The organism is Stenotrophomonas maltophilia group sp. SKK55 (assembly GCF_057179845.1).
On the sequence record NZ_JBXUHP010000039.1, the window covers coordinates 1 to 769 of the forward strand.

Here is a 769-nt window from a genome sequence, read left to right on the forward strand (position 1 = left end):
TGTTATAGCAGGTGATGTCATCCAGCCAGCCCTTCTGGCCGAACGAATAGGCGATGTTGGCGCTTGGCACATCCGCCTGCGCTGCAACCTGGAAGGGGGATTGGAACGCCGACATTGCGATGCGATCTCCGGGCACGTCATACCGGTACCGCGCCCACTGCAACTGCGCGGTCCAACCATCGCGCTGCCACTGTGCGTGGAGGGCCGCGCCCTGATGACCGTATTGACGCCGTGTCTGAGTGTTCTGCACCTTGCCAGCAAACGCTGATGCGCCCAGCAACAGTTCGCCGCCGCCCCAGTCGCGCGCGCTCTCCACGCGTGCATGCAGTCGTTGCCGCTCGCGATACGGCAATGCCTCGGTCTGCGCGACATCAAAGGAGTAGCGATCGTAGCGAGCCCCGGACCCGTATTCGTCTCCGGAGAACCAGCCAAGATGCCAAGTTGTGCTGCCGCTGCGGTGAATCACCACAAGGCCCGGATCGTAATCATCCTCGATGCCCAGGTAGTAGCCGGAGCCGAACCAGAAACTCTGCGAAACGGTGGGGAGCAGCCCGAACGGGACTTGCTGGATACCTGCCTTGAGCTGGGTAGCATCGGAGAACTGCCAGCCCGCGTAGGCGTGATGCACGGCGTCGAAGCCATCGTACCAGCGGTATTGGGCAGAGAAGGAAAACGGTCCGGTTCCAGCGTCAAGGTCTGCACGCAGCAGTTCAAGCTGCAGGCGGCTGGACGGCCCGTAGTCGAGCCAGCCATAGTTGAACCTGACGGC

At 62.3% G+C, this 769-nt stretch carries 1 protein-coding gene; it reads right to left on the bottom strand.

From position 1 onward, the window contains the following. The coding region (locus AC2A1N_RS13830; protein WP_484372614.1) for a hypothetical protein at nt 1–769 on the bottom strand (769 nt) is incomplete at both ends.